Origin of the sequence: Pseudorhodoplanes sp. (genome assembly GCF_035565795.1) — a bacterium.
Lineage (GTDB): Bacteria > Pseudomonadota > Alphaproteobacteria > Rhizobiales > Xanthobacteraceae > Pseudorhodoplanes.
Map to the genome: position 1 here is coordinate 46,002 of NZ_DATMRV010000173.1, position 6,871 is coordinate 52,872.

8 protein-coding genes are annotated in these 6,871 nt (G+C 65.9%); all 8 read right to left on the reverse strand.

The window, feature by feature from the left end; translation table 11 throughout:
• Positions 1-90: 90 nt before the first annotated feature.
• Positions 91-1,494, reverse strand: a complete 1,404-nt coding sequence (locus tag VNZ93_RS15800; protein WP_325707000.1) for a hypothetical protein — start codon at positions 1,492-1,494, stop codon at positions 91-93.
• Positions 1,495-1,574: 80 nt separating this feature from the next.
• On the reverse strand, positions 1,575-2,051 hold the full coding sequence (locus VNZ93_RS15805; RefSeq protein ID WP_325707002.1) for an RT0821/Lpp0805 family surface protein: 477 nt from the start codon (positions 2,049-2,051) through the stop codon (positions 1,575-1,577).
• Positions 2,052-2,197: 146 nt separating this feature from the next.
• The gene (locus tag VNZ93_RS15810) at positions 2,198-3,565 is read right to left on the reverse strand and encodes an ATP-binding protein (protein WP_325707005.1); all 1,368 of its coding nucleotides are present in this window, start codon (positions 3,563-3,565) and stop codon (positions 2,198-2,200) included.
• Between the two features lie 115 nt (positions 3,566-3,680).
• The gene (locus VNZ93_RS15815) at positions 3,681-4,349 is read right to left on the reverse strand and encodes a response regulator transcription factor (RefSeq protein WP_325707008.1); all 669 of its coding nucleotides are present in this window, start codon (positions 4,347-4,349) and stop codon (positions 3,681-3,683) included.
• 18 nt (positions 4,350-4,367) lie between these two features.
• Positions 4,368-4,700: a hypothetical protein gene (locus tag VNZ93_RS15820; protein WP_325707010.1), complete on the reverse strand. Its 333-nt coding sequence runs from the start codon at positions 4,698-4,700 to the stop codon at positions 4,368-4,370.
• 80 nt (positions 4,701-4,780) lie between these two features.
• Positions 4,781-5,458: a nitroreductase gene (locus VNZ93_RS15825; protein ID WP_325707013.1), complete on the reverse strand. Its 678-nt coding sequence runs from the start codon at positions 5,456-5,458 to the stop codon at positions 4,781-4,783.
• 106 nt (positions 5,459-5,564) lie between these two features.
• The gene (locus tag VNZ93_RS15830; protein WP_325707015.1) at positions 5,565-5,999 is read right to left on the reverse strand and encodes a hypothetical protein; all 435 of its coding nucleotides are present in this window, start codon (positions 5,997-5,999) and stop codon (positions 5,565-5,567) included.
• A 1-nt stretch (position 6,000) separates the two neighbouring features.
• The coding region (locus tag VNZ93_RS15835) for a glycoside hydrolase family 108 protein (protein WP_325707018.1) at positions 6,001-6,871 on the reverse strand (871 nt) is incomplete at its 5' end.

Genomic DNA, 6,871 nt, shown 5'->3' on the forward strand with positions numbered 1-6,871 from the left:
ATACCGATCCGTGATCATTGGCGCACAGCCGGGTGCCGGGCTAGGGCTGCAGCGCTTTGCGACCGGGAACCCGACCAGCGCGGATCGCAGCTACGCCTTTGCCGCCTTGCGCTCCGCGGCGGCTGCGACATCGCGGGCCTTCAGCATCAGGGCCGCATAATCCTCGCCGAAGACCTTGCGGCAGAAGCGCACGGCGGCGTCGAGCTGGGATTGCCGGAACGGCCGGTCGGACGTGCCGGCGATGCGGAGATTCTCCACGAGAGCGGCGGTGGCCGGATCGAGATAATGCTCGAGATCGCCCCAGGTCCGCGTGGTCAGTTCGCTCAGCGCGAGCTCGCCGGCATAGGCCCGGCAGGTATTGACGAACTCGATCTGGGCCTCGGTCTCGCGCACGTCGTTCTCGTCGAGCGTGGAATTCGGCGCGATCTCCTTGATCGGGCGGGCGCGCAAAAGCCTGCGGACGCGCCCGGGCAGCGTCTCGATCTCGCCTTTCAGGAGGTCGGAGACCTGCGTACGCAACGCCGCAAGGCCGCGCGCCCAGGGCGACTCGTAGGCGAAATTGATCTCGGCGCGCAGGCCGCGCGCGGAATCGTGGATGCTCTTGAGCAGCGCGCCGACCGCGAGCCCCTGCCCCGAACGCAACTCGCCCTTGAGTTCGCCGATCATGCGCTGGATTTCAGCCAGCACGATGTCGATGGTGACAGCGTATGGCGTTTCGGAGATCCGGCTCGCATTGTCGGTCCCGGCTGCGCGCGTCGCGAGACGGATCAACTGCCAGGGCGCCGCCAGACGGCTCATGGTCATCACGAGCACATAGACGAAAAGCGTCGGACCGCCGGCAGCCGGCGAGTCGATCATCGCCTTGATGGTGGCGACGTTGCTGTCGTCGAGAGTCTTGATGTGGTTCGGCAATTGCGCGCCGAATGCGGCAAGCTGCTGACGCGCCTTGATGATGGTCAGGATCGCGGTCGCATCCTGGATCGCGCGCGGCGTGCCGATCTGGCCGGCGAGCCGCCGCCGGACCTTGTCATCGGATTTGGCCGCGGCCAGCGCTTCTTCCATCCGGAGCGCGGCACGATCCTGGAAGGCGCGTGCGAGTTCTTCGGCGCGATCGGAGTCCCCCTCCTCGAACGCGCGCGCCACCTGATCGGTCACGGCCTTGGCTTCGCCGGGCATCAGGTCGCGGCAGATCCACTCCCACACCGGCTCGAGCACGACACGGGAGATGCGGCCGGGGTGATTGTGGGTCGCGGTATCGTCGACAAGCAGCGGTTCGAGCGGCTGGAAAAACAGCCGGGCGAGATTGCCGGGACGTTTTGGACGGACATTCTCGCGCGCGTCGCGACGCAACACCTGCAGCACGAGTTCCGCGCCGGGCATGTCCGCGCCGCGCAGCAGGCCGCGTTCCAGTTCCGTCATCAACAGCGTGCGCGCCTCAGGACTCAGATCCCTGAGATATTGCTGCAAACGCTCGACGAGGGCCCCGTCGGCCATACACACCACTCACCGCTTGTACCGAGAGCCAACGCATAGCGCGCCGGTCTTAAGAAGCGGTTAGGTGCGCAGGTTTCGCATTACACCAGCTGCCAGGTGCCGTCGGGATTGCGGCAAGCGTCGCCGCGCGCGACCTGCGGGCGGCCGTCGATATAAATCGTATGGGTGAAGCTGCGGCATTGCATGCCGCGCCTGTCATATTGCGGCCCTGGCACGATGGTGCCCCGCCGCCCGGAATCCGGATTTTCCCAGCCTACGGGTGCGCCGGACGCGCCGCGATCCAGTGCCTCCATCTGCGCGACATAGGCGCGCTGCTTGTCCTCGTCGTCCATCGCGGAGCCGATCCGGTTGCCGATCAGGCCACCGATCGCCGCACCGGCGACACCGGCAGCGATCCGCTCGCCGGTTCCGCCGCCGAATTGCGACCCGATCGCAGCGCCAGCCAGCGCGCCGACCAGCGTCCCGGTATTCTCGCGCGGTCCGGTTCCGGTATTCGGATCGCCCGCGCATCCGGCCACAAATGCCGCTGCCGCGATGACAATTCCGATCGAACGCATGCCCCCTCCGGTGTGACGCCCCGATGCCGCGACAGGACGCGGCAGGCATTTACTAAACAACAGGGAATGCGGCATTTCTGAGCCGCGGACCGGGCCGTCCAGCGGATGATATGACCACCAAACCGTAAAGAAACTACGGCCGCGGGTTACGCCGCCGGCAGGACAAGTTCCGCGCGCAGGCCGCCGAGCGGTGCGGTGCCGAGAACGAAGGTGCCGCCGTAAAGCCCGGCGAGTTCCACGACGATCGAGAGACCAAGCCCGGAACCGGGCTTGGTTTCATCCAGCCGCCGCCCGCGCCGGGCAACCTGCTCGCGCTCAGCGGGCGTGAGACCGGGCCCGTCGTCGTCGACGATGATCCGGATCACCTGCCGGTCGTCGTCGGCGCGCTCCTTGAGCACCTCGATCGAGACCCGCGACTGCGCCCACTTGCAGGCATTGTCGACGAGATTGCCGACCATCTCTTCGAGGTCCTGCCGCTCGCCGCGGAACTGCGCATCGTCGGGTGCATCGACTCGCAGACGCAAATCCTTGTGCCGGTTGGTCTTCTCCATGGTGCGCGCGATGGCCTGCACGACAGGCGCCACCTCCGTCACGCTTCCGACCACGGTCAGCCGCGCGGCCATGCGGGCGCGCTCGAGATGGCGCGTGATCTGGTCGCGCATCACATCGGCCTGCTCGCGTACCTTCTGCGCCAGCGGATCGTCGGCGCGCGCCGCGGCTTCGTTCATCACGACCGACAGCGGCGTCTTCAGCGCATGCGCGAGATTGCCGACATGCGTGCGGGCGCGCTCGACGATTTCGCGATTGGCGTCGAGCAACGCATTGGCTTCGCGCGCGAGCGGAGCAATTTCGACCGGGAATTTGCCTTCGAGTCGCTCGGCCTGGCCGGAGCGGATCGCTGCGAGTTGCTGGGAAATGCGCTTGAGCGGTGCAAGACCGAACTGCACCTGGAATGCCGTGGTGAGAAGAAGCACGAGCGCGAGTGCGCAGAAGGTCGCGAGCAAAGCACGGTTGAAACTGCGGATATCGTCCTCGATCTCGGCGGCATCGCCCGCCACCGCAACGAGATAACTGCCCTCATCGCCGAGATCGACGCTGCGTTCGACCAGCCTCAGCCTCTGGTCTTCGGGTCCGTTGACATAGCCGGTCCGCACGCCGAGGGCCGCGGTTGAGCTTGGAACCGGCAAGCGAGGCAATCCTCCGTCCCACAGCGAACGCGAGGCGCGGACTTCCGGCTTCAGGCTGTCGAGCTGGGTGACCTGCCAGTACCAGCCGGACAGCGGCAGATCGAACAATGGTTCGCTGACGCCCTGTGCCAGCTTGTCGTCGGGAACTTCAGGCGCGGCGAGATCGGCGACGAGCGTACGCAGATAGACCTGCAGCCGGCCGTCGAAAGCGCGCTCGACAGCGTCGCGATAAAGCGACGACAAGACGATCCCCGTGACGAGCACGATCGCGATCGTCCATCCCGCGGCCCACAGGAACAACCGTAGCGCCAGCGAGTTCGCGCGCATGAATCACTCACATCGTCATGGCCGGGCTCGTCCCGGCCATCCACGTCTTTCCGTCCAGAGAAAGGCAAGACGTGGATGCCCGCGACAAGCGCGGGCCTGACGGAAAAGCGTAGCCTCAGCGCGCATCGGGCGGTGTCAGCAGATAGCCAAGCCCGCGTACGGTCTGGATCACGTCGACGCCGAGCTTCTTGCGGATGCGGCCGACAAATACTTCGATCGTGTTGGAGTCGCGGTCGAAGTCCTGATCGTAGAGATGCTCGACAAGCTCGGTGCGCGACACCACGCGGCCGGTGTGATGCATGAGGTAGGACAACAGCCTATATTCGTGGCTGGTCAGTTTCACCGGATTGCCGTCGACGGCTACGCGGCCGGTGCGGGTATCGAGCCGGACCGGACCGCAATTGAACTCGCTCTTGGCGTGGCCGACCGATCGGCGCAGCAGCGCGCGCACCCGCGCCAGCACTTCTTCCATATGGAAGGGCTTGGGCACGTAGTCGTCGGCGCCGGCATCGAAGCCCTGAACCTTGTCGCTCCAGCGGTCGCGCGCCGTTAGCATCAGTACGGGCATCGCGCGGCCGGCGCGCCGCCAGGCCTCCAGCACCGAGATGCCGTCCATCTTGGGAAGGCCGATATCCAGAATGACCGCGTCATAGGGCTCGGTCTCACCGAGGTAATGCCCCTCTTCGCCGTCGAACGCACGGTCGACAACGTAACCCGCTTCGGTCAAAGCGGTTGCGAGCTGACGGTTGAGGTCGGGATCGTCCTCGATCACGAGGAGACGCAAGACGGAAACCCTCCGAAATCAGCCGCCGTCCGTAAGCAACCCGCTCGCGGCATCAACGGTGGCGCGGGTGACTTTGCCATCCTGCGCGAGCAGTGTCAGCAGGTAGACGAAACCTTTTGGCCCCTTGCAGAGCTTGGCGTCAACAACATCGATCTTGCGGGCGCGGGCAGCCCGAATCGCCTTGGAAAGCGGCACGACCTTGCCGCTGGCTGCCACGGTGCGGCGCTGGGCCGGGGTCAGGCATTGGGCAGCCGACGCCTCGGCCATCCGGAGTTCCGCGGCAGGCGCCGGAGAAGCACCGAAAGCCGCGACCGCCAGGGACGCGCTGAGAATCAGGTTTCTGAGGAACATGTCGCCGCTCTAAATCCGCACCCGTGAATATCGCATGAATGTCCGGTGGCGGAACCGCGGCAGATTCAACCAGCCGGACACTATCCCGTGAAGCCGGAGAATGTCGCGTAGTCGCCGAGCGGAGCGCGCGGCGAACGCCAGCCGTTGATCGGGGCGGCCTCATCGGCATGGCCGAGCGCCATGCCCGAATACAGCATCATGTGCTGGGGGAGACCGAGAAAGGCCGGCAATGTCTTGTGCCAGGACGCCCAGGCCTGCTGCGCGCAGGTATGCAGCCCATAGCCGCGCGCGACCAGCATGACGGTCTGGATCAGGCCGCCGAGGTCGGAATGCTGGGCGACGCCGAGATCGCGATCGACGGAAAAGAATATGCCGACCGGCGCGCCGAAGAATTCGAAGTTGCGCGCGTATTGGCGGTAACGCGCCGGCTTGTCCTCGCGCGGAACGCCGATCGACTTGTAGAGAAGTTCGCCGACTTCGAAGCGCCGCTTACGGTAGGTGGCATTCATCTCGGGCGGGTAGATCGTGTACTCGGTGCCCTCGCCGCGCGGCAATTCGCCCATGCGCGGACGCAGGAGATCTTTCAGCGCCGTTACGCGCTCGCCTGCGATCACATCGATCCGCCACGGCTGCATGTTGCCGGCGGACGGCGCACGCGCCGACAGTTCGATAATGTCGCGAACGGTCTGTTCGGGGATCGGTGTCGGCAGGAAGGCGCGGCAGGAATAGCGGGAGGCGACGGCGTCGCGGACGTGCATTGCATCAGGCTCCGGAAGAACGGGCCGTCTTTACCGGAGCGACGCTGTGTTCGCCAAGCGCCCGCCTTGGCTCAAGCGCCCACCTTGGCTCAAGCGCCGCCTCGCTTTAATTCCCCCTCCCCGCCATGAACACCCGCGCCACCTTCTCGAACGGGCGTGCGATGAAGAACGACAGGATGATCGCCTGCTCGTAGCCGTCATAGGGCGGCGGCAGCTTGGCAATGCCCCAGCCGAAGCGGAACGTTGAATCGAGCACGATCGCGCCGAAATGCATCACGCAAGGGTAGACGATCAGCGGACGCACCCAGGCCGTCACCCACCAGCCGCGATCGGCCTCGATCAGCTGGGTCTGCAGTTTTCGCGCTTCGATCTGCGCATTGACCTGCGTAATCGCGATCTGGGTGTCGGCTTGCACGCCGGTCTGGTATCGCGCGAGATCGTCGTTCGCCTTCGCGCGCAGGTAATCGGCGAGCCGGCCCAGCAGCGCGTCGAGCGCACCGCCGCCGAACCAGCCGATCAGTTTCAGGACAATGCCGCTCATATCACCGCTCCTTGCGACCGATGCGGTCGGTCGTGACCAGGCGCAGGACCACGGTGACGACGCCGATCACGGCGATGATCTTCAGCGCATGGTCGGGCGGAAGCAGCGGCGTGATATCGACCAACTGCAACGCGTTGAGAATATCGAGCGCGGCCCCCGCCATCGTAACCGCGCCGCCGAACAGAAGCGTGCGCCAACCTTTCAGCCGGTCGCGCAGTCTCGCCAATGCGCGGGTCGTCAGCGCCGGCTCTGCGGAAGGTCCGATCGCCGGCGCCATCTGCTTGCGCTTGTGCCACAGCGTCCAGCCGATCCAGCCGGCGGCAGCGCACATGATACCGGCTGCGAGGATCGCCCACACGACCGGCCACGATACGCCTGAAGCGGCCGCTATCTGCGCCGCGCCACCGCCAGCAATCACCGCGCCCGCCGCCGTGGTCGTCTTCGCCACCTTCGGCGCCGGGACTTTGGCCTTGCCGTTCGCGGCGCCCAGTTCGATCGAAGCAACCGTCGCGCCGTTCGCCATTGCGAGCGCATCGCGCCGCACCTCGGCGACGCGCCGGCCCCAGCCCGCACCAAATACCGGCCATGTTCGCAGCGATTTCAGAAACGCGAGCCGCTCGTCGCACAGTCGCGCGATCAGAGATGAAGCGCCCGCATTGCGCGCGCTCGCGATTACCGCGTCTGTCATCGTCGTGCCCTGACCGATTCCGAGCAGCCGCTGCATGACCCTGGCCGCACGGCCGGTGCCGGAATTCACGCCGTAGTCGAAGACTGCGTAATCCAGTCCGGCCGGCAGTTCATCGCAACGCAACACATGCCAGTATCGCTCGCGATAAATCTTCGCAGCCTCGGCAAGCGTCATCGCACGGACA